This window comes from Falsirhodobacter sp. 20TX0035 (genome assembly GCF_028307215.1).
Lineage (GTDB): Bacteria > Pseudomonadota > Alphaproteobacteria > Rhodobacterales > Rhodobacteraceae > Falsirhodobacter.
The window spans coordinates 1-21,292 of sequence record NZ_JAQMHV010000017.1 but is presented as its reverse complement, the minus strand read 5'-3'; the positions used below and the strand labels follow the sequence as shown (position 1 = coordinate 21,292).

The 21,292-nt window shown below is 68.4% G+C and carries 15 protein-coding genes and 1 tRNA gene; 9 read left to right on the top strand and 7 right to left on the bottom strand.

Annotation, left to right across the window (positions count from 1 at the left end; all coding sequences use genetic code 11):
* Positions 1-4: 4 nt before the first annotated feature.
* Positions 5-994: a quinone oxidoreductase family protein gene (locus tag PIJ50_RS14730; RefSeq protein WP_271976269.1), complete on the bottom strand. Its 990-nt coding sequence runs from the start codon at positions 992-994 to the stop codon at positions 5-7.
* Between the two features lie 99 nt (positions 995-1,093).
* Between PIJ50_RS14730 and PIJ50_RS14725 the strand changes: the two genes are divergently transcribed.
* Both PIJ50_RS14725 and PIJ50_RS14720 read left to right on the top strand, forming a co-directional pair.
* Positions 1,094-1,996 (top strand): LysR family transcriptional regulator, encoded by a 903-nt coding sequence (locus PIJ50_RS14725; protein WP_271976267.1) that lies wholly within the window; start codon positions 1,094-1,096, stop codon positions 1,994-1,996.
* A gap of 66 nt (positions 1,997-2,062) precedes the next feature.
* Positions 2,063-3,784 carry a TniQ family protein gene (locus PIJ50_RS14720; RefSeq protein WP_334212734.1) on the top strand — a complete coding sequence of 574 codons (1,722 nt, stop codon included), beginning with the start codon at positions 2,063-2,065 and terminating at the stop codon, positions 3,782-3,784.
* Positions 3,785-3,882: 98 nt separating this feature from the next.
* On the opposite strand, the gene guaD is transcribed toward PIJ50_RS14720, so the two are convergent.
* Positions 3,883-5,145 carry a guanine deaminase gene (gene guaD / locus PIJ50_RS14715; RefSeq protein ID WP_271976265.1) on the bottom strand — a complete coding sequence of 421 codons (1,263 nt, stop codon included), beginning with the start codon at positions 5,143-5,145 and terminating at the stop codon, positions 3,883-3,885.
* Between the two features lie 91 nt (positions 5,146-5,236).
* Here guaD and mgtE point away from each other — a divergent pair, with 91 nt between their 5' ends.
* Positions 5,237-6,604, top strand: a complete 1,368-nt coding sequence (gene mgtE, locus PIJ50_RS14710; RefSeq protein WP_271976263.1) for a magnesium transporter — start codon at positions 5,237-5,239, stop codon at positions 6,602-6,604.
* Positions 6,601-7,134, top strand: a complete 534-nt coding sequence (locus PIJ50_RS14705) for a 5-formyltetrahydrofolate cyclo-ligase (protein ID WP_271976261.1) — start codon at positions 6,601-6,603, stop codon at positions 7,132-7,134. Before mgtE ends, PIJ50_RS14705 begins: the two co-directional genes overlap by 4 nt.
* A 2-nt stretch (positions 7,135-7,136) precedes the next feature.
* Here the strand turns inward: PIJ50_RS14705 and PIJ50_RS14700 are convergent.
* Positions 7,137-7,218 (bottom strand) — tRNA-Leu (locus PIJ50_RS14700).
* A gap of 106 nt (positions 7,219-7,324) precedes the next feature.
* Here PIJ50_RS14700 and PIJ50_RS14695 point away from each other — a divergent pair.
* Positions 7,325-8,557 (top strand): Hsp70 family protein, encoded by a 1,233-nt coding sequence (locus PIJ50_RS14695; RefSeq protein ID WP_271976260.1) that lies wholly within the window; start codon positions 7,325-7,327, stop codon positions 8,555-8,557.
* 6 nt (positions 8,558-8,563) lie between these two features.
* Here PIJ50_RS14695 and PIJ50_RS14690 read toward each other — a convergent pair whose 3' ends face one another.
* Both PIJ50_RS14690 and PIJ50_RS14685 read right to left on the bottom strand, forming a co-directional pair.
* Positions 8,564-10,792 (bottom strand): putative bifunctional diguanylate cyclase/phosphodiesterase, encoded by a 2,229-nt coding sequence (locus tag PIJ50_RS14690; protein ID WP_271976258.1) that lies wholly within the window; start codon positions 10,790-10,792, stop codon positions 8,564-8,566.
* A 336-nt stretch (positions 10,793-11,128) separates the two neighbouring features.
* Complete coding sequence (locus tag PIJ50_RS14685; RefSeq protein ID WP_271976256.1) at positions 11,129-14,311, bottom strand: DEAD/DEAH box helicase; 3,183 nt, start codon at positions 14,309-14,311, stop codon at positions 11,129-11,131.
* Between the two features lie 188 nt (positions 14,312-14,499).
* On the opposite strand from PIJ50_RS14685, the gene PIJ50_RS14680 reads away from it, so the two are divergent.
* The 4 genes from PIJ50_RS14680 (at position 14,500) to PIJ50_RS14665 (ending at position 20,015) form a co-directional block, all read left to right on the top strand.
* Positions 14,500-15,060, top strand: a complete 561-nt coding sequence (locus PIJ50_RS14680; protein WP_271976255.1) for a PAS domain-containing protein — start codon at positions 14,500-14,502, stop codon at positions 15,058-15,060.
* Positions 15,053-18,469 carry a CheR family methyltransferase gene (locus PIJ50_RS14675; protein ID WP_271976253.1) on the top strand — a complete coding sequence of 1,139 codons (3,417 nt, stop codon included), beginning with the start codon at positions 15,053-15,055 and terminating at the stop codon, positions 18,467-18,469. Before PIJ50_RS14680 ends, PIJ50_RS14675 begins: the two co-directional genes overlap by 8 nt.
* Positions 18,459-18,830, top strand: a complete 372-nt coding sequence (locus PIJ50_RS14670; RefSeq protein WP_271976251.1) for a response regulator — start codon at positions 18,459-18,461, stop codon at positions 18,828-18,830. The genes PIJ50_RS14675 and PIJ50_RS14670 overlap by 11 nt, the downstream gene beginning before the upstream one ends.
* Positions 18,831-18,920: 90 nt before the next feature.
* Positions 18,921-20,015: a glycerol dehydrogenase gene (locus PIJ50_RS14665; protein ID WP_271976249.1), complete on the top strand. Its 1,095-nt coding sequence runs from the start codon at positions 18,921-18,923 to the stop codon at positions 20,013-20,015.
* A 34-nt stretch (positions 20,016-20,049) separates the two neighbouring features.
* On the opposite strand, the gene PIJ50_RS14660 is transcribed toward PIJ50_RS14665, so the two are convergent.
* On the bottom strand, positions 20,050-20,874 hold the full coding sequence (locus PIJ50_RS14660; protein WP_271976248.1) for a sugar phosphate isomerase/epimerase family protein: 825 nt from the start codon (positions 20,872-20,874) through the stop codon (positions 20,050-20,052).
* Positions 20,875-20,878: 4 nt separating this feature from the next.
* Positions 20,879-21,292: HAD-IA family hydrolase (locus PIJ50_RS14655; protein WP_271976246.1), on the bottom strand; the 414-nt coding region annotated here is incomplete at its 5' end.

The following is a 21,292-nucleotide window of genomic DNA, read 5'->3' as shown; positions in this document are numbered from 1 at the left end:
CCTCTCAGGGCAGAAGGATGACGGAGCCGCTCGTGCGACGGGCTTGGATATCGGCATGGGCGCGGGCGGCCTCGACCAGCGGATAGGTGGTGATCTGTGGCGCTGCGATGGCTCCACACGCAATGGCTGCGAACAGGCAATTGGCCGCCGCCTCGTATTCCCGACGATCCGCCGTGTAATGCGCGATGGAGGGCCGTGTCAGGAACAGCGATCCCCTGGCCCCCAGTGTGCCAAACCCGAACGGGGGCACGGGCCCGGAACTTTCACCAAAGCTGACCAGGGTGCCGCGCGGACGAAGGCACTCCAGCGACGCGGCGAAGGTATCTGCACCAACCGAGTCGAACACGACCCTGACCTTCGCGCCGCCCGTGATGTCGGCCACCCGTGCCGCCACGTCCTCCCGTGTGTAGACGATGGTGTGGTCGCAACCGTGGGCGCGGGCGATCTCGGCTTTTGCGTCTGAACCGACCGTGCCGATCACCGTTACACCTATGGCATGCAACCACTGGCAGGCGATCAGGCCGACCCCGCCCGCAGCCGCATGCCAGACCACCGTCTCGCCTGCCGTGACAGGTGCACAACGGTGAATCAGGTATTCGACCGTGAGACCTTTCAGCAGCAAGGCGGCGACTGTCTGGTCCGAAAGACCATCGGGGACGTCGATGGCGCGGGCGGCAGGCAGGTTCCTGTGGGTCGCGTATCCACCGGGAGGGCCGCCGAGATAGGCGACGCGCTGCCCCTGCGAGAACGACGTGACCCCCTCGCCGATGGCGGTCACGACGCCCACCCCCTCGATCCCCAATCCGTTCGGCAGGGGCAAAGGTGCCCCGAACACGCCCTTGCGATGATAGATGTCGATGAAGTTCACACCGATCGCAAGATGGCGGATCTGAATCTCCCCGGCAGCGGGAGGCGGCAATGCCGCGGAGACAACGGACAGGACGTCCGGCCCGCCATAATCGGAAAATCGGATCGCGGTAATGGTCTCGGCCATGCTCTTCGCTCCTTGATGCCATTTGCCGGATCATCAGATGTGGCGGGCTCTCGTTCCAGAACTCTTCCCGCATTTCCGTTTTGCGTATATGCAAAGCGGATGAACTGGGATGACATCCGTTACTTTCTGTCCGTCGCCGAGACGGGGACCCTGTCCACGGCGGCGGCGCGGTTGCAGGTCAGTCCCTCGACCGTCTCGCGGCGGATCGAGGCGCTAGAAGCCGCGCTGAATGTCCGCCTTTTCCGCCCCCATCGCGACGGCTACGATCTGACCCCCGCCGGTCGCGCTCTCATCCCCGCGGCGGAGCGGGCGGGGGCGCAGATGCATGTGTTCGAACGCAGTGCGCGTGGTGGCGACAGCGTCACATCCGGGCCTGTCCGGATCGAAGCGCCCGAGCTTCTGGCGCAGGACGTTCTGCTGCCCGCGCTGGCATCTCTTTTGCAACAGCATCCCAACCTCCGGGTGGAGTTGCGTGCCAGTGTTCGATCGGTGCGCCTTGCAGGCGAAGACGCCGACATCATTCTCCGGCTCTCACGGCCGGATCAGGGCAACTACCGGCAGCGCAAGGTGGGTCAGGTCGCGTTCGGGCTTTATGCGTCGCCCGATCACGCAACCGGAGGCATGCCGAGCTCTGCCGACGATCTCCTCCGTCATCGCATCATCGGATGGTCCGAGGATCTGCGTCATCTGACGATGGCTCGGTGGCTCGAAGACCTGCAGCCTCATCTGGAGCCTGCACTGCGCCTCACGTCTCTCGCTGCGCAACTGGCCGCCGTGCGGATGGGCCTCGGATGGGCCGTGCTTCCCGTATTCGCGGCCGAACCTGCCGGACTGGTCCCTGGATTGACCGATGTCCCACGTCATACTGCCGATCTGTGGATGCTGGTGCATCAGCAGACCGGACATTTGCCAAGGGTCGAAGCCGTCAAGGCCGTCTTGAGACACGCGGTGGACGGATTGGCACATGTTCCGGCGTATTCGGAGACTGATGCCGATCCCTGAACCGCTCATGCTGAATGGCAGCTTTGTCCCACGACCAGACTCCGGCGGGTGGCGCTTCCTGCGCTAATGCGCTACCCGCCCGCCATGTCGAGGCTAACACTTTCCATCCATCCGATCCTTGGCGAAGCCGCTGCGTCCGCGGCCTCTCGCCTGGCGCAAGCCAACCGCGTTTCTCTGCGAGAATTTCTGCGCGACATGGGAATGTCCGCTGCCGACCTCGGGGCGGGACGTTCCACCGCCGTAAACCGGATTGCAGAACTTGCAGGTTTGGACGCTGCGACGCTGCGTTACGACACGCCGCAGTTCCAGGGTGGCGACGTGTGGTTTCGTGGCCTCAGGGTTCAGGACGGTCGCGCGACTGGGGTGGTGATGCGGGGATGCCCGGATTGTCTCGCGACGCAGCCGGGTCTGAAGGGCATCTGGTGTGTTCCCGCCCTCGGCATATGCGTCGAACATCGACGTCCGCTTGTCCTTTTATGGTCATCGACGGACAAGCTCGACCGGTGGAATGTGGCGGCTCGCTTGCCCGAAGCCGATCTCGGCGTAGACGCGATGCAGGACGTTCGGGAGCCGACGGAGTTCGAGCATTGGGTGCTGAGCCGGCTGGAGGGCAAGGGCGGTGCTTTCTGGCTTGACCGGTTCGAATTCTGCGCCGCTGTCCGCTTCTGCGAGGAGTTCGGCAGGGCTGCGATCTCGACGCAGCGGGCGAAGTCGCGCAAGCTTCCGCCCGAGCAGCGGCACCGCTCGGGCGCTACCGGCTTTCAGCTTCTTTCCGAAGGCGAGGACCGACTGCCGCACTTGTTGAGCCTGCTGCAGTCGATGATGGGCAACCCGGCGGAGGGGCCGCGCAAGATCTTCGGCGGCTTGCACGACTGGCTCGCGGTCGATTCCTGTCCCGAGGAGAGGGTGCCCTTTCGCGAGATCCTGCGCCGGCACATGCGGGCGACCTGGCCTGTCGGCCCCGGCGATGAGGTTCTGGGCGAGCCAGTCCTGCGGCGGGAGGTGCTGTCGCTTCCGGCGACGGCGCAGCTGCTGCAGCGGCCCGAGGCGGATCTTCGCGCGGAGCTTGCGGCGGCCGGGGTGCCGGTCCTGAAGGGGCAGTCGGACGCATGGGATGTCATGGGCGCCGAGGCGGCGGCCGACGTGCTGCGCGATCTGGCCGTCGGGCTGTCCGAGGACAAGGTCCTGCAGGCGCTGTGCGCGTCGCCGTGGACCTTGCGAGAATTGGAGGATGCCGGGCTTTGCCCCGATGGCCCCGACCCGCTCGCCGTGCAGGCCGCCATCGACGATCTCCTGCTGGGCGCCGAGCCGGTCTATGTAGCAATGCACGACTGGTGCAGCCTGACCGAGGCCGCGTGGCGTTTGCAAGTGACGCTGCCGGAGTTGATCGCCGGCATCCGCAACGGATCGCTGCGCAGCGGACGCTATCTGCAGCGATCGGGCGTGGCCTCGATCCTCGTGCATGTTGAGGCGGACCCCGAGGCGATGTCCGTGGATGCCTTCGCCCCCTGGCAGGGCGTGGGGCCGAGCGAACTCCTCACGTTCCTGCGCCGCAACGGCTTTGCCTGCCGCCGGATGCCGGGCCCCCGGCGCGGAACTCAAGTGCGGATGAGCGTCGCCGACCGACGGGAGTTCCACGAGCGCTTCATCAGCTTCCGCAGGCTGGGCGTGGCGGCCCGGTTGGATTGGGACGCCTTGCGGGCCCGTCTCGAGATGGAGGGCATCACCCCGACCGACGGCAGCCCACGCATCTACGACCGTGCCGCCATCGCCCATCTTCTACCCTGAACGGCTACCACAGCAGATAGCGCTTGACGGCCTTGCGCACGCTTCTGCTTTCATTTGCGCACGCTTCTCCTGTTTTTGACAACACCAGAAGCGGAACGCTAGCGCGGACGGCCGTTCACCCAGACCGCGCGGATGGCGCGGTCGTCGCCCATCATGATCGTGGGAAACACCTCGCCCCAGACGTCCGTGGCGCGGGGGGTCGCCTGTTCGATGGCGGGGGTGGAGGCGAGGTCGACCACCACGAGGTCGGCCTCCATCCCCGGGGCGATGTTTCCGATCGACGCCTCGGCCCGCAGCGCGCGGGCGGACCCCTGAGTGGCCAGCCACCACAGCTGCGACGGGTGCAGCGGGTCGCCCCGGAGTTGCCCCACCTCATACGCCGCGGCCATCGTGCGCAGCATGGAGAAGCTGGAGCCGCCGCCCGTGTCGGTGGCCAGCCCCACGCGCAGGCCGGCGCGCGCAAGGCCCATGTCGAACAGCCCCGACCCGATGAAGGTGTTGGAGGTGGGGCAATGCACGACCGAAGCGCCAGCCTCGATCAGCCGGGCGCGTTCGCGGTCGGTCAGGTGGATGGCGTGGCCGAAGACGGCGCCTTCGCCCAGCAGGCCCTGCGCCTCGTAGGTGTCCAGATAGTCGCGCGACTGCGGGAAAAGGTCGCGGACCCACGCGATCTCGTCCGTTTGTTCGGACAGGTGGGTCTGCATCAGGCAATCGGGATGTTCGCGCCACAAGGCGCCCAGCGCCGCCAGCTGTTCTGGGGTGGAGGTGGGGGAAAAGCGCGGCGTGATGACATAGGACAGCCGGTCCCGGCCATGCCACGCGTCCAGCAGGCGCTTCGAATCGTCATAGGCCGATTGCGCCGTGTCGCGGAGGCGGTTGGGGGCGTTGCGGTCCATGCAGGTCTTGCCGGCGAAGGCCCGCAGGTCGCGGGCCCCTGCGGCGGCAAAGAACGCGTCCACGCTTTCAGGGTGGATCGTGGCATAGCTGCACACGGTGGTCGTGCCGTTGGCCAGCGTCAGGTCCAGATAGCGGTCCGCGATGTCGCGGGCATAGGCGGGGTCGCCGAAGCGCATCTCCTCGGGGAAGGTGTAGGTGTCCAGCCAGTCGATCAGGCGCTTGCCCCAGCTGGCGATGATGGCCGTCTGCGGGTAATGCACATGCGCATCAACGAACCCGGCCGAGATCAGGCACCGCCCGTAATCGGTCACGCGGGCGCCGGGATGTGCGGCGCGCAGGGCGTCCTTCGTGCCGGTGGCGACGATGCGGCCGCCGTCCACCGCCACCGCCTCGTCGATATGCGCACGGCCTTCGGCAAAGGGATCGCCGTCGAACCGCAGCACCTGACCCAGAAGAATGTCCATCGCGTTCCTCGTTTTAACGTGATGTCATACTAAACCCTCTTTCTGGCCGGCGAAACGCAGGTTATCGCGGACGCAGCATTTGAGAGGTCGCATGGCAGAACTTGAGGAACGTGAGGACGAGGGTCTGAACGAACGGCTGGCCCAGGACATCCTGGACGCGGTCGAGGCGCAGGACCCGGCCCGCGTCACCAGTCTGCTGGAACCGCTGCACCCCGCCGACATCGCCGACCTTCTGGAACAGATCACCGCGCCCGAACGGCACGACCTTCTGACCCTCTGGCAGGGCATGGACGGCGAGGTGCTGTCCGAGATCCGCGAGGGCATCCGCGAGGAGGTGATCGACACCCTGTCGCCGCAGGTGCTGGCGGACGCCGTGCGCGAACTGGACACCGACGATGTGGTGGACATCGTGCAGGACCTGGAACTGCCGCAGCAGGAGATCATCCTAGGCGCGCTGAACCGGGCGGACCGGGCGGCCGTCGAAAAGGCGCTGACCTATCCCGAATATTCCGCCGGCCGCCTGATGCAGCGCGAGGCGGTGGTCGCCCCCGAACACTGGACGGTAGGCGAGGCGATCGACTTCCTGCGCAACGCCGATTACCTGCCCGACCAGTTCTACCATGTGATCCTGATCGACCCGCGGATGAAGCCCGTGTCCTATGTCACGCTGGGCCGTATGCTGTCGGCGCGCCGCGACACGCCGCTGCGCGAGTTGTCCGAGGACAGCTACCGCACCTTCCACCCCGAGGATCCCGACAGCGACGTCGCCTACGCCTTCAACCAGTATCACCTGATCTCTGCCCCCGTGGTGGACGATGACGGGCGGCTGGTGGGCGTCATCACCATCGACGACGCCATGAACGTGCTGGACGAGGAGCACCAGGAGGACATCCTGCGCCTGGCCGGCGTGGGCGACGAAAGCACCATCTCGGACTCGGTCTGGGACACGTTGCGCGCGCGGACGCCGTGGCTCTTCGTGAACCTGCTGACGGCCAACATCTCGGCCTGGGTGATCTCGCAGTTCGAGGGGACGATCTCGGTCATCGTGGCGCTGGCGGCGCTGATGCCGATCATCGCGTCCATGGGCGGAAACGCGGGCACCCAGTCGTTGACGGTGGCCGTGCGGGCGCTGGCCACGCGCGACCTCACCAGTTCCAACGCCGCGCGCGTGGTACGACGCGAGGTGGCGGTGGGCGTGGTGAACGGGCTGTTCTTCGCCGCCGTCATGGGTGGGATGGGGATCCTCCTTTATGGCGGGTCGCTGGCGCTGGCGGGGGTCATCGCCTCGGCAATGGTGATCAACCTTGCCGTGGCGGCGCTGGCCGGGGTGCTGGTGCCGCTGATGCTGAACAAGCTGAAGCTGGACCCCGCGCTCGCCTCCGGCACCTTCGTGACGACGATGACGGATGTGGTCGGCTTCTTTTCCTTCCTTGGCCTTGCGACGGTGGTGCTGCTGTGAAGGCCGCGGCGCGCGCGGCGGCCCTTGCGGCCCGCGCGGCCGCGCATGCCCGGGGGCAGGGGGCGGCGGCGGATCATCTGGCGTCCTGGCTGGCCCCCCATGCGGGCAAGGTGCTGGCCGGCTATCTGCCGATCCGGACCGAGATCGACCCCCGTCCCGCGATGGCCGCGCATTCCGGCCCCGTCTGCGTGCCGGTGGTGGAGGGGGCGGGCCAGCCCCTGCGGTTCCGCAGCTGGACGCAGGACGCGGCGCTGGAGCGGGGCCTGTTCGGCACGCTGAACCCCGCGGCGGGCGACTGGCAGGTGCCGGACATCGTGATCGTGCCGCTGGTGGCGTTCGATGCCAAGGGCTTCCGGCTGGGCTATGGCGGCGGCTTCTACGACCGCACGCTGGAACGCCTGCGCGCGAAAGGGCCGGTTCTGGCGGTCGGCTTCGCCTTTGCCGCGCAGGAACTGCCCGCCGTTCCGATGGAGCCGACGGACCAGCCGCTGGACGCGATCGTCACCGAACGCGGGCTGACGGTGTTCTAGGGTGGTGCGGGCGGTCGGACTCGAACCGACAAGCCGAAGCAGAGGTGTTTAAGACCCCAGCGTTTACCATTTCGCCACGCCCGCATCCGTGTCCGGTTCTAGCCACAGGATGCGGAAGGGGCAATGCGGAACGGCTTGTGCCGGTGCCGCTTTCCCGCTACGCGGTGCGGCCCATCCGCAGGCAGAGCCCATGACAGACATCCTCGCGATCGACTTCGGAACCTCCAACTCGGCCGCGGCCGTGGCGACCGACCGGGGCATCACCCGCATCCCGGTGGAGGACGGGGCCGAAACCCTGCCCACCGCCGTCTTCTTTCCCGTACGGGGCGGGATGCGCATCGGCAGCGCCGCCGCCGAGGCCCTGATCGCGGGGGAGGAGGGGCGCTACATGCGGGCGCTGAAAAGCGTCCTCGGCACGCCGCTTCTGCACGAATCGCGGATGATCGGCGGCCGTCGCCGCACCCTGGCTGAGATCGTCACCGCCTTTCTGGTGGAGGTGCGGGAACGGTCCGACAAGGCGACGGGCCGGACCTTCCGCCGCGCCCTGTCCGGCCGCCCCGTGCATTTCCACCCCGACCCCGCCCGCGACCGGCAGGCCGAGGATGACCTGCGCGCCTGCTATCTGGCCGCGGGCTACGAGGATGTGGCCTTTCTGCCCGAACCGGAGGCGGCGGCGATCGCCAGCCACGGCATGGACCAGCGGAACGATCTGGGGCTGATCGTGGACATCGGGGGCGGCACGTCGGACTTCACGCTGTTCCAAAGCCGGGAAGGCGGCCTTGACATCCTTGCCAGCCACGGCATCCGGCTGGGCGGCACGGATTTCGACCACGCCGTGTCGATGGCCCATGCCATGCCCGCGCTGGGCCATGGCGGCACCCTGCGGCGCGAGATGGGGGCGGGGGAGCTGCCGGTGCCGAACAGCGTTTACGTGGATCTGGCGACTTGGGCGAAGATCCCCTTCCTCTACACCCCCGAGACGCGCCGGATGGTGGGGGGCATGGTGCGGATGGCCGTGGACCGCCCGAAGATGGAACGTCTGGCCACCGTGCTGGAGGAGGAGCTGGGCCACGAGCTGGCCTTCGCGGTGGAGCGGGGAAAGATCGCCGCCAACAACCGCGCCAACGACGCCCGGATCGAGATGGGCTTCATCGAACGTGGGCTGTCGGTGCCCGTCACGCCCGCCACCCTGAACGCCGCCCTGGCCGCGTATCGCGCCGAACTTCACGACGCGGCGGCGGAGACGCTGCGCCGTGCGGGTGTGGCGCCGGGGGCGGTGGGGCGGGTGATCCTGGTCGGCGGCTCCAGCCTGATGACGCTGGTGGCGGAGGCGTCGGGTCAGCTGTGCCCGCAGGCCCGCATCCTGCGCAGCGAGGCGTTCACCGCCGTGGTCGACGGCCTGGCCTTGGCTGCGCGGGGCTGACGCCCGTCACGCGATCGACCGGCTGGCCTGGGGCAGCCAGGTGACGTTGTCGGCCTGCTCCGCCTCGGCCGCCAAGCGGGTGATGGCGTCGCGGTCCATCGGCCGGCCCAGGAAATACCCTTGGAACGAGCTGCACCCGAGGGAGGCGAGGCGGGACAGCTGCGCCTCCTCCTCGATTCCCTCGGCGGTCACGGCGATCCCCAGTGACGACGCCATGTCGATCATCGCGCGGACGAGCTTCAGGGCCGTGGGGTCCGTCTCGATCTGCTGGACGAAGGAGCGGTCGATCTTCACCCGGTCGAAGCCGAAATCGCGCAGGTAGCGGATGGAGGAATGACCGGCCCCGAAATCGTCCAGCGCCAGCGTGACGCCCGCCGCCAGAAGCGGGCCGATGTTGGCCTGCGCTGCGGCGGAGGAGGCGATGGCCACCCGTTCCGTCAGTTCCAGTTCCAGCCGCGACGGGGGCAGGCCCCGCTGTTGCAGCACCTGCAGCACCTGCGCGGCATAGCCCGCGCGGCAGATCTCCAGCGCCGAGACGTTGACGGCGACCTTGGACAGGCCCGCAAGGGCCGCCACGCGGCACGCCTCGTCCAGCACGGCGCGGCCCAAGGGTTCGATCAGGCCCCGCTCCTCGGCCACGGCCACGAAGACGTCGGGCGGAACCGGGCCCAGTTCGGGATGGTGCCAGCGGGCCAGCGCCTCCGCCCCCGCCAGATGGCCATTCGCGTCGAAGATGGGCTGGTAGTGGACGGCGATGCTGCCGTTGCCCTCGGTCAGAACGGCGGCGAGGTCGGCGGCCAGCCGGTTGCGCTTGCGGTTCGTGTCGTCCATCTCTCCATGATACAGGCTGAACTGCGCCCGTCCGGCGTTCTTGGCCCGGTACAGGGCGATGTCGGCGCAGCGGATCACCTCGTCCTTGTAGGGGCTGCAGACATCGGAATGCACGGCGCCAAGGCTGGCCGTGACCTGAAAGAAGTGGCCGTCGATCCGGAACGGGTCGGACAGCCCGTCCTGCACCCAGCGGCAATGCTGCGCCAGATCCTCCTCTCCGGCAAGGCCGGGAAGAAGGATGACAAATTCGTCCCCGCCCACGCGCGCCACGGTGGGGCCGTCCCAGACGATGCGGGCCAGCCGCCCGCCCACCTGCTGCACCAGCTTGTCCCCCATGGGGTGGCCATAGGCGTCGTTCACCTGCTTGAACGCGTCCAGATCGACCATGATGACGCCCAGCCCCGTATCGCCGCTGCGGGCGCGCTTCAGCGCCTGTTCCAGCCGCTCCTCCAGCAGCACGCGGTTGGCAAGGCCGGTCAGCCGGTCGTGATGTGCGCTGTGGCGGGCCTGCGCCTCGCTGTGTTCCAGATCACGGGTGGTGCGGTTCAGGCGCAGGCCCAGAAGCAGCAGGATCATCAGGCAGACCAGCGTCGCCATCATCGCGGCCGGCGCAATTTCGCGGGCCAGGATCAGGCCGGGGCGGTTGGGCGTCCACACCATCCACAAGGGTTGCGCGGACGGGTCCAGCACCCGGATCGACTGTTCGGGGGCGGGGGCCGGCGCGGTTTCGAAATGGGGGGCGGACAGCTGGTAGGGGCGGAAGATCTTTTCCGCCAACCCGACGTCCAGATGCCGCAGGGCCACATGCAGATAGGTGTCGGCCGGATCGAAGGGGATGTCCTCGTTCTCGGGCACGATGGGAACGACGCTGGCCAGCGCCGGCCCGTCCGCCAGCGTCACGACATCCAGCGCCGTCAGGGCCGCGGCGTCCTCGGCGCTTTCGGCCTCAAGAACCTGTTCGCGCAGCCGTGCCACCAGCGGCGCGATGGCGGGATACACCTCGGCCTGCGCGTCCACGGGCACGGTCGCCAGCGCGGCCGAGGCGTAGACGGGCGTTCCGTTCGGCCGCAGCACGAAGTCGCGGTCATGCCCGAAGAATTCCTGCATCCAGACGCCGAGGTTGCCTTCCATGAAGTCCTCGTCCTCTTCGCGCACGCGCAGCACGGCGTCGTTCCAGATGGCCGAGCTTTGCTGGTCCTTCGGCTGCGCCTGTAACAGCGAGGCGAGGGCGATCCGGGCAAAGGCCACCTCCCGCTCGGCGGTGTCGCGGTCGACCTTGCGCACCCCCATGAACGAAAAGCTTCCGGCCACGATCACCCCCGCCAGCCCTAGAAAGAGGATCGCGAGAAGGGTGATCGAAACCGACCGCCGGGAAGTGCCGAAACTGGGATCACGATGCGTCATGCCCTCGACCTTGAGGCCCAAATCTTAACGGGCCCTGATTCACCGGAGGATGAACCGGGCGGAAATACGCACAATCTGAACGGATTGGGCGGAAGGGATCGATAGGCGGGCGTGAGGCCGAAAAGCGGCCCGCGCGCAGACGTCGTGCTCCGCGGGAAGGGTGTCGACCATCACGCACCCCGTTCTGAAGAACAGCGACAACATCGAGGCAGCGAAGGTCATCGTCGGCGGGCAGATGGGCCGCGCGGCGCAGGAACAATCGGTGGAACAGGGCTGCTTCCCCATCCTCGTGACCCAGCCCGAAGGCTGTCCTGACCCAAACGTTCTGGCCCGGAATCAGGCCAGCTGTTCCAGCAGGTCGCCCGCCACCTTCAGCCGGTCCTCGGGGCCGGGGCGGTGCAGGGTCAGGCGCCGCTCCTCGCAACTCAGGCCGTCGATGGCGAGTCCCTCGTATTCCGCCAGGTCCACATCGTCCCGGAAGTCCAGCGCGACGCCCTCGGGGCCAAGGTTCAGGGTGTCCACCCCCAGCCCTCCGGCCAGCGCGCGCAGCAGGGCGGCGCGCAGCAGCCGGTCCACCGATTCGGGGGGCGGGCCGAAGCGGTCGGCGATCTCGTCCGACAGGCGGTTCACCTCCTCGGCGCGCTGGGCACGGGCGATGCGGTGATACAGGTCGATCCGGTTCTCGGGCTCGGGGATGTAGTCGGCGGGGATGTGGCCCGGTTCGCCCGGGATCTTTGGGGAAGGGGGCGCCTCCGGCTCGCCCTTGGCGCGGCGGAGGGCGATGGCCAACATCTCCTGATACAGGCCAAGGCCCACGCGCTGAACGTGGCCCGCCTGCTGGTCGCCCAGAAGGTCGCCCGCGCCGCGCCGGTCCAGATCGGCCGCGCTGATCGCCATGCCCGCGCCCAGCCGGTCCATGGCCTGAAGGGTGCCAAGGCGCTTCTGCGCGTCGGGGGCCAGTTCCTCCCCCTCGGCCGTCAGCAGGTGGCAATAGGCCTGCGCCGCACCCCGGCCCACGCGTCCGCGCAACTGGTGCAGTTGTGCCAGACCGAACAGCGCGGGGCGCAGGATCAGCATCGTGTTGGCGCGGGCCACGTCCAGCCCGCTTTCGATGATGCCGGTGGCCAGCAGCACGTCGCCCTCGCCCGCCGCGAAACCGACCATGGTGGCGTCGATCTCGGCCGCGGACAGGTCGCCATGCGCGACACGCAGGCGCAGCTGCGGCAGAAGCCGTTCCAGCCGTTCGGCGATGGGGCCGATATCCTCGATCCGCGGGACCACGACGAAGCTTCGCCCGCCGCGCCGGCGTTCGCGCAGCAGCGCCTGACGCAGGGTCACGTCGCTGTCCTCGGCGATCAGGGTGCGGATGGGGCGGCGGCGGGCGGGCGGCGTCGCCATGAAGCTGAGGTCTTGAAGACCCACGAGCGCGGTCTGCAGGGTGCGGGGGATGGGCGTCGCGCTCATGGACAGGACGTGGCCGTCCTTGCCCAGCGCGCGCATCTTCTCCTTCTGGGCCGACCCGAAGCGCTGCTCCTCGTCGATGATCAGCAGGCCCAGATCGGGAAGGTGGACGTTCTTCCCGATCAGGGCATGGGTGCCCACGGCGATGCGGATGGACCCGTCGGCCAGCGCCGCGCGCACGGCCGTCGCGGGCTTGCCGGTCACCAGCCGGGACAGGTGCCCCACCTCGATCCCCAAGGGGGCGAAGCGGCGGCGGAACGTCTCGTAATGCTGGCGCGCCAGCACGGTGGTGGGGGCGCAGACGGCCACCTGCCGACCGGCCAGGGCCGCGGCGGCGGCGGCGCGCAGGGCCACCTCGGTCTTGCCAAAGCCCACGTCGCCGATCACCAGCCGGTCCATCGGCCGGCCCGAGGCCATGTCCTTCAGGACCGCGCGCGTCGCCTCGGCCTGATCGGGCGTCAAGGGGAAGGGAAAGCGGGCGACAAAGCGTTCATAGTCGCGGGCGGGCGGGACCAGCTTCGGCGCGGTCGCGGCGTCGCGCTTGCGGGTCAGGTCCACCAGGTGATCGGCCAGTTTCGCCAGCGCCGCCTCGGTCGCCTTGCGGCGGCGGGGCCAAGCGGTGCCGCGCACGCGGTCCAGCTTCACACCCGCCTCGGCCGTGCCATAGCGCCAGATGCGGCCCGCGTCATGCGTGGGCACCATCAGCCGTTCGTCCTGCGCAAAGGTCAGGCGGATCGCCTCGGACCCCGGACGGTCGGGGTCGAGGGTTTCGAGCCCTTCCAGCCGGGCCAGCCCGTGATCCTCGTGCACCACCAGATCGCCAAGGTCGAAGCCGGTGAAGGGCAGGGCGTCCATCGCCGGCACCAGCCGGTCCCGCGCCGCCCCTGCGCGGCTGCCCATCAGGTCCTGCGCGGTGACAAGGACCACATCCTCGGTGACCACCCCTTCCTCCAGATCCGCCAGAAGGATGGCGCGGTCGTGGGCTTCGCACGCCGCCCAACCGTCCACGGCTTCGGGCGGGTGGCCGTCGGCCTGTCCGACCATGCGCACCAGCCGCGCCCGTTCGGTGGGGGAGCCGGCGACGAAGACCACCCGCCGCCCCGCCACGCCGTCGCTGTTCAGGAACTGCGCCAGACGGGCGCGCGGGCGGGCAGCGGCGGCAAAGCCGGGCACGCCGCGGCTTTCGGGTTCGGGCAGGGTCTCGATCCGCTCGGCCAGTTGCTCCCACTCCTCCGGCCCCACATACAGGGCATCGACGGGCAGGGGGTGGGCCGCGTCGGCCTCCGCCTCGTCCCGGGCTTCGGCCAGCCGGGCGTGGCGGCGGGCGGCGTCGGCCAGCGTGGCGGGCAGGGCGGTGATCCGCGCCTCGCCCATGTGGTCGGGCAGGGTGGCAAGGGCGTCCCAAGCGTCCGGCAGGCGGTGTTCGGCGCCGCGGGCATGGCCGTCCTCCCCCGCCGGGGGCAGTTCGGTGACGGGAACAAGGTCCAGCGCCTCCATCTCGGTGGTGGAGCGTTGAGTCACGGGGTCGTAGGCCCGCAGGGCGGTCACCTGGCCGTCCGCCATCTCGATCCGGCACGGGCGGGATTCGCCGCCGCCGAAGACCTCGATCGTGCCGCCGCGCAGGGCGATCTCCCCCGGTTCGTCCACGCGTTCGTCGACCTCGTATCCGGTGTCGCGGGCAAACGCCTCCAGCGCGGCCACGTCCAGCGGCTGGCCCGTGCGGATGGGGAAATGGCGCAGGGCCGAGGGGGGCGGCAAGCGTTGCAGCAGGACCGGCAGGGGCACGACGACCACATCGCCCGCCTCCGGCTCGGCCAGATGAGTCAGCACGGCCATGCGGCGCCCCATCGCGTCCGGCGTGGGGGAAGCGCCGTCGAACGGCAAACAGTCCCAGCCGGGGAACATCAGGACGCGCCGGTCCGGCAGCGCGCCGCGCAGAAAGGCCGCCAGCGCCTCCGCCGCCCGTTCGTCGCGCGCGACGTGCAGGACCCGCCCGCCGGGCGCAAGGGCGCGCAGAAGGGCAACGGCTTCCGCGGCAACGGGATGGGGGTCGGTCATGCGCACCTCTGATCTGGCTTCGGCCAGAGGATCTGCCCGCCTGTCCAGAAACCGGTCGTCGGGGATCGGGTTCCATGCGACGCCCCGCGACCTTTGCGGCGGTTCACAATTCGGGTCACGGCGTGTAAACGTCTTTTCCTTAGGAACATACCGTATATATCCGGCATAACCCCCGGAGCGGAGCCCGCATGACGACCCATCTGCCAGCCGACCTGAAGACGTTCCTTTTGGGTTCGCACGTGGCGCTTGCGCTGGCGGCGCCCGAAAGGGAGAGTCCCCTTCTGCTTGTGAACAACGGGTTCAGCGCGCTGACCGGCTATCAGGCGGAGGAGGTTCTGGGCCAGAACTGCCGCTTCCTGCAGCGCGATGCGGACAACCGGCAGGCCCGGGCGCGCATCCACGCCTTCTTTGATCGGGCGGACCAGAACAGCGTGCGGACCGACCTCGTGAACTTCCGCAAGGACGGAACGCCCTTCGTGAACCTTCTCTACATGTCGAAGCTGCGCAACCGCGACGGCAGCGTGCGATACATCTTCGCGTCGCAGTTCGACATCAGCCGCACGCGCACCGACCTTCTGGCCGAATACGATGAACAACTGGGCCACACCCTGACCGGGCTGCGCCCCATCCTGTCGGAAACCGGCACCATCATCGACGGGTCGCTTCTGACCGTGGCCAACAGCGCCTCCATGATCGCGCAGGCCAAGATGCTTCTGTCCACTTTGAACGAGGCGCCGCCACTTGCCTGATCCCGCCCCCAAGACGGAACTCCCCGTGGTTGTCGGCATCGGCGCCTCGGCCGGGGGGCTGGAAGCCCTGCGTGAGATGCTGGCCGCGGCGCACCGCCCGTCGCAGATGTGCTTCGTGATCGTCCAGCATCTGGACCCCACCCATGAAAGCATGATGGCCCAGCTTCTGGACCGCCACACCGAACTGGACGTCCATCAGGCCGAGGGCGGGGAGTGGGTGGCGGCCGACAAGGTCTTCATCATCCCGCCGGGGCGCGGTCTTGCGATCCAGAACGGCCGGCTGGAGTTGACGGACTTCATCCAGCCACGCGGGCTGCGCCGTCCCATCGACGACTTCTTCATCTCGCTCGCCAACGACCGGAACGCGCGGGCGGCCTGCGTGATCCTGTCGGGCACCGGGGCGGACGGGTCCACCGGTCTGCGGGCGATCAAGGAAAACGGCGGCATCTGCATCGCCCAGACGCCGGAAACCGCGAAATACGACGGCATGCCCTTGTCGGCGGTGGCGACGGGGCTGGTCGATTACGTCAAGGATCCGGCCGCGATTGTAGAATGCCTGCAAGGCTTCTATGCCCGCAAGGGCGACGGGGAAGACACGCAGGCCGAGGTGGTGGCCGATCACGTGGACGAGTTGTGCAAGACACTGCGCACGGTCATCGGGCACGACTTTTCCGGCTACAAGCGCAGCACGCTGATCCGGCGGGTGGAACGGCGGATGCACGTCCTGGGCATCGACACCGGCCACACCTATCTGCAGCGGGTGAAGACGGACCGGAACGAATGCAGCGCGCTGTTCCGCGACCTGCTGATCAACGTCACCCGCTTCTTCCGCGACCCGGAGGCGTTCGCCTCCCTTCAGGCTCATGCGCTGGCGCCCCTGCTGGACAGCCGTCCCGCGGACGACGAGTTGCGGATCTGGGTGGCCGGATGCTCCAGCGGGGAGGAAGCCTATTCGATCGCGATGCTGCTGGCCGACATGATGCGCCAGCGGGGCGAGGTCTTCGCCGTGCAGATCTTCGCCACCGACATCGACGAGCAGATGCTGCAGATCGCCCGGGAAGGGCGCTATCCCCTGTCGGCCATCGCGGACATTCCAGGGGCGCTGCGGGAACGCTACACCACGCCGCACGCGGATCACTTCACCATCAACGCTGACATCCGCGACGCCATCCGCTTTTCCAGCCACAGCGTGGTCAAGGATCCGCCGTTCTCCAAGGTGGACCTCGTGTCCTGCCGCAACCTGCTGATCTATTTCGACGACAAGCTGCAGCAGGCGGTGATGCCGCTGTTCCACTACGCCATCCGCCCGGAAGGCTTCCTGTTCCTGGGCCCGTCCGAAAGCATTGGCCGGTTCGAAAGCCTGTTTCCCGCCGTGGACCAGCAGGCCCGCCTGTTCCAGCGGTCGCCCGGCGCGCCGGTCTATCCCATCGACCTGCCCGGCAGCCATCGCGGCCCGGCCCCCATCGGCCGGACGGAACCCGGACGCCCGCCCCGCCGCGGCAACATTGAGGAAGGGGCCGCCGCCCGCCGCCTGATCGAACGCTACGCCCCGGCCAGCATGGTGCTGGATCAGGACGCGGGCATCCTGGCCGCCTATGGCCGGCTGGGCCCTTATTTCGACTTCCCCGTCACGCGCACCGGCGGGTCCAGCGCCATCACGCTGGCGCGCCCCGGTCTGCGCAAGATCATCGGCCCGCTTCTGCGGCAGGCGCGCGACACGCGGCGGCGGTCCGTCGCCCGGGACGTGGAGGTCACGACCGAATTCGGCACCCAGCCCGTCCACGTGATCTGCGATCCCTTGCCCGACGGCACCACCCTTCTGGTCATCACCGAAACGGGGACCTTCACCCCCGAACGCAGCACCGATCTGGCCGAGCTGCAGCATTCGGACGATAACCTCGACGCGCTGGAGGATGAGCTGCGCCTGACCCGCCACCGCCTCCGCTCGGCGGTTGAGGAGCTGGAAACGGCGAACGAGGAGCTGAAAAGCTCCAACGAAGAGATGATGTCGATGAACGAGGAGCTTCAGTCGACGAACGAGGAGCTGGCCACCGTCAACGACGAGCTGAAGACCAAGGTCGACCAGCTGACGGTCGCGAATTCAGACCTGCGCAACTTCTTCGCCTCCACCGATCTGGCGGTGGTGGTGCTGGACGGCCGGCTGAACATCCGCAGCTACACCGAATCGGCGCGGGCCATCTTCCCGCTGCAGCCCACCGATCAGGGGCGGCCCCTGGCGGACGTGGCCACGCGCCTGAACGACGACGGGTATCTGGAGGACGCGCAGGCCATCGTCGACGGATCCTCGGGCAAGCTGCGCCGGGTGCGCAACCGGGCGGGGGACCAGTCCTTCTCGCTCCGGACGCTGCCCTACCGGTTGCAGAACGGCACGGTGGACGGGGTCACGCTGGTGTTCACCGACATCTCCGAAGCGCTGGAACTGGAACGCAACCTGGCCGAGGCGCGCGACTGGCGCGATCTGGCGGTGAAGGCCGCCGGCATCGGCGTGTGGGAGTATCTGGTCGAGCAGGAGACCTTCATCTTCGACGAGACCGAGCAGGCGCTGTTCAGCGCCGGTCCCGAGGCGGATGTCGAGGACATTCTGGACCGGGTGGTGGTGCAGGAGGATCAGGCGATGGTCCGCAGCCTTCTGGCCGATTCCGCCGCCACGGGCGAGGATCTGGAGGTCAACTTCCGCATCAACGGGCCGGACGGGGGCATCCGCTGGATCAAGGGGCTGGGGCGCCGGATCCCCGGAAACGGGCCCGTCCGGCTGGTGGGCGTGTCGGTCGACATCACGGCGGAATATTCGCTGGCCGAAACCCGGCAGATGATGGTCCGCGAGATGAACCACCGGGTGAAGAACCTGTTCGCGATCATCGGCAGCATGATCATGGGACAGTCGAAGTCGCAGACCGACGTGCGCGACTTCGCGCTGTCGGTGCGCGAACGCATCTCGGCCCTCGGGCGGACGCATTCGCTGGCCACCTCGGACGGGGCGGGGGAGGCGATCGACTTCGCGGCCATCGTGCGCACCACGATCGCCCCTTACAAGGACCACGCCACCATCCGCGTCGAAGGGCCGACCCTTCTGGTGCGCCCGGGCTGCCTGTCGCCCTTGTCCATGACGCTGCACGAATGGGCGACCAACGCAGCCAAATACGGCGCGCTGCGCAAGTCCACGGGTCAACTCGACGTGACATGGGCCCGAAGCGACGACGGCGTGGAACTTCTTTGGCGCGAAAGCTTTGACACCGCTGAGACGTCCCCCGGCAAGGCCGGCTTCGGAACCCGTCTGGTGGAGATGTCGGTCCGCCAGCTGGGGGGACATCTGGAACAGGTTGTCACAGAAAGCCGGGTCGAGAGGACCTGCACACTACCGGGCGATGTCTTCGATCATGACCAATAGATACGTGTTTCTCGTCGAGGACGAGCTTCTTGTCGCGATGGAGTTGCAGGATCTGATCGAGGAGGCCGGACTGGTCGCCGACGGGCCCTATTCCTCGGTGTCCCGCGCGATCGAGGCGCTGGAGGCGGCGGTGCCCGTCTGCGCGGTTCTGGATGTCCGCCTGCGCGACGGCGAGATCTTTCCAGTCGCCGACGAACTGGCCAAGCGTGGCGTGCCCCTGATCTTCCATTCGGGTCACGCGACGTCGGACCAGATCCTGGCCCGCTATCCCGCGGCGACGTTCTACGAGAAGCCCTGCATCCCCAGCCAGATCGTCCAGGCTATCACGAAGATGGCCGGTCCTGCCCCCCGGGCCGCCTGAGGCTTGGCCCGTTGATCTTGCAGCGCAAGGTCATAGATGGAGGGGCGAAGCCGCCGCCCGCCGGCGGTCCCCCAAGGCAGGAGCATCCTCATGGCCACACGCATCTTTGCATCCCCGTCCCGCTACGTTCAGGGCGCCGGCGCCATTGCCGATCTTGGCACGCAGGTGGCGGCGCTGGGCGCGCAGGCCTTTCTTCTGGCCGACGACACCACCTGGAACATCGCGGGCGAGCGGGCCACGGCGGCGATGGACGGCCACGTGACCTTCCGGCGTGAGGCGTTCGGGGGCGAGGCGTCGAACGCCGAGATCCAGCGTCTGGCGGCGCTGGCGCGTGACGCCGGGGCCGAAGTCATCATCGGCATGGGCGGTGGCAAGGCCATGGACACGGCCAAGGCGGTCGCGGACGAACTGTCGCTGCCCGTGGCGATCGTGCCCACCATCGCGTCGACCGACGCGCCGTGCAGCGCTTTGTCGGTGATCTATTCCGACAGCGGCACGTTCGAGGGCTATCGTTTCTACAAGAAGAACCCCGATCTGGTGCTGGTGGACACGGCGATCTGCGCCAAGGCGCCGGTGCGGCTGTTCGCGTCCGGCATCGCCGACGGTCTGGCGACGAACGTGGAGGCGAAGGCCGTTCTGCGGTCGCGGTCGAAGACCATGGTCGGCGGCATGCCGACGGTGGCCGGCCTTGCCATCGCGCAGGCCTGCGAGGACACGCTGCTGACGCAAGGGGCGGCGGCCTATGCGGCGGTGGAGCAGGGCCTTGTAACCCCCGCGGTGGAGGCGGTGGTGGAAGCCGCGACGCTTCTGTCCGGCCTCGGGTTCGAGAATGGCGGGCTGGCGGGCGCCCATGCGATCCACAACGGCTTCACCGCACTGGACGGCGACATCCACCACCTGACCCATGGCGAGAAGGTGGCCTACGGCACCCTGGTCCAGATGGTGCTGGAGTGCCGCCCCGAGGAGGAGATCGCGCGCTTCATCCGCTTCTACCGCAGCATCCGTATGCCGGTCACCTTGAAGGAGCTGCACCTTGACGGCGCCTCGCGTCAGGATCTGCTGAAGGTGGGCGAACTGGCCAATGCCGAAGGCGACACGCTGCGCAACCTGGCCGCCGACCTGACGGCCGAGGAGATCGCGGACGCGATCCTGGCCGTGGACGCGCTGGCGGCCCGCGCGGCCTGAGCCTGAATGCGCCCGGAGCGATCCGGGCGCGCCTTCACTCCGCCAGCCCCGCCGCCTGCAGCCACGCGACGGAGGCCGGGATGCCCGCCTTGTCCCGCAGCTCCAGGATCAGGCGGGGATGGCTGTCCAGTTCCGCCAGCGCGCGGAACACGGCGTGCCAGCGGATTGTGCCCTCGCCGATGGCCCAGTGCCGGTCCGCGTAACCGTCGGCGTCCTGAAGGTGGACATGCTGCAACTGCCCGCCCGCGCGGCGGATGTAGTAGTCCACCGGCGGCGCCCCGTTCGATCCATGGGCGTAATGCGCGTGGCCCGTGTCCACCGACACGGCAACCGAGGGCGACGCGAAGCTTTCGGCCAGAAGGCAGCGGATGTCCGGATCCTTGTCCTCGATGTTCTCGATCACCAGCGTGACGCCGATCTCCTCGGCCCGGCGGACGACGGGGGTCAGGATGCGATGGCAGTGGGCCCGGACCCGATCATACCCCTCGCGCCCCGGATTGTTGTCGAGGTTGTTGAAGTCCCACGCGAAATAGGGCGAATGCACCACCATCTGCGTGGCGCCCAGATGTTCGCACACCTCCAGCCCCTGAAGATGCTTGCGCTGCACCAGCGCGCCCATGTCGGGGTCGGGGTTGGCGATGTTCAGGCCCCAGAACGGCCCGTGGATCCCGAGGCGCCCTTTGTGCCCGGCCAGAACCCGCTTGGCGTGATCCGCCACGCTGCGCCAGTCGCCGTTCAGGAGCGCGGCGTCGCAGAAATCCTGAAGCTCCAGATCCCGGTCGCGGGACAGGATGAAGTCCCGGAAGGTGTCCAGATGCGGCGTGTTCAGGGCGACGCCCAGAAGGGGAAGGGAGGTCATGATGTCAGGCCATCGCTTGATGTTGGGGAAGAAGGGTGCACAGCAGGTGCAGAAGCTCCTCCGCGCCGTGCACGACATGATCGGCCCCGGCGCGGCGCAGGACGCCCGCCTGATCGGGGCGATGATCGGTGGGGCCGACGAAGCCGACGGCCAGGCAGCCGGCCGCGCGGGCGCAGTGGATGCCGTGGATGTTGTCGTCGATGAACACGGCCTCTGCCGGTGGCACGCCCAGACGCGCGACGGCGAACAGGGCCAGGTCCGGGGCCGGTTTCGCGGCCGCGACGTGCTGGGCCGAATAGATGTGCGGCCCGAAGCGCTGGGCCAGCGCGGTCCGGCCCCCCGTGTCAATCGGCGCGCAAAACTGACCCCTTATCGGCGCCCAATATTGACCCCCCTGATGCGGTTTGCGCGGGGCCTG

Coding starts and splice junctions, on each gene's coding strand:
- PIJ50_RS14730 (WP_271976269.1), bottom strand. CDS start 994: ATGGCCGAGACCATTACCGCGATCCGATTTTCCGATTATGGCGGGCCG.
- PIJ50_RS14725 (WP_271976267.1), top strand. CDS start 1,094: ATGAACTGGGATGACATCCGTTACTTTCTGTCCGTCGCCGAGACGGGG.
- PIJ50_RS14720 (WP_334212734.1), top strand. CDS start 2,063: ATGCGCTACCCGCCCGCCATGTCGAGGCTAACACTTTCCATCCATCCG.
- guaD (WP_271976265.1), bottom strand. CDS start 5,145: ATGGACATTCTTCTGGGTCAGGTGCTGCGGTTCGACGGCGATCCCTTT.
- mgtE (WP_271976263.1), top strand. CDS start 5,237: ATGGCAGAACTTGAGGAACGTGAGGACGAGGGTCTGAACGAACGGCTG.
- PIJ50_RS14695 (WP_271976260.1), top strand. CDS start 7,325: ATGACAGACATCCTCGCGATCGACTTCGGAACCTCCAACTCGGCCGCG.
- PIJ50_RS14690 (WP_271976258.1), bottom strand. CDS start 10,792: ATGACGCATCGTGATCCCAGTTTCGGCACTTCCCGGCGGTCGGTTTCG.
- PIJ50_RS14685 (WP_271976256.1), bottom strand. CDS start 14,311: ATGACCGACCCCCATCCCGTTGCCGCGGAAGCCGTTGCCCTTCTGCGC.
- PIJ50_RS14680 (WP_271976255.1), top strand. CDS start 14,500: ATGACGACCCATCTGCCAGCCGACCTGAAGACGTTCCTTTTGGGTTCG.
- PIJ50_RS14670 (WP_271976251.1), top strand. CDS start 18,459: ATGACCAATAGATACGTGTTTCTCGTCGAGGACGAGCTTCTTGTCGCG.
- PIJ50_RS14665 (WP_271976249.1), top strand. CDS start 18,921: ATGGCCACACGCATCTTTGCATCCCCGTCCCGCTACGTTCAGGGCGCC.
- PIJ50_RS14660 (WP_271976248.1), bottom strand. CDS start 20,874: ATGACCTCCCTTCCCCTTCTGGGCGTCGCCCTGAACACGCCGCATCTG.